The following is a 253-nucleotide window of genomic DNA, read 5'->3' on the forward strand; positions in this document are numbered from 1 at the left end:
TCGCGCTACTCCGTCACATACTTCAGTATGCTCCTTCGTATCGGTCGGTTGCCGCCTTGCCTCAGCGCAAAATCCTTCGGACTTCAGTCCGCAGGACACAACTGTATCCGGTACAAGCTGAAAATCGTGTCTCTCAAAAACGCCTCTGGCGTTGTAAGGTTAAGCCTCACGGGTCATTAGTACCGGTTAGCTCAACGCATCGCTGCGCTTACACACCCGGCCTATCAACGTCGTAGTCTTCAACGTCCCTTCA

The 253-nt window shown here is 53.0% G+C and carries 1 rRNA gene; it reads right to left on the reverse strand.

Going from position 1 to position 253, the window contains the following annotated elements:
* Nucleotides 1-155: 155 nt before the first annotated feature.
* Nucleotides 156-253, reverse strand: a 23S ribosomal RNA gene (locus AC0T7J_RS25675); the annotation flags it as partial.

The organism is Pantoea sp. E956-1 (genome assembly GCF_982223955.1).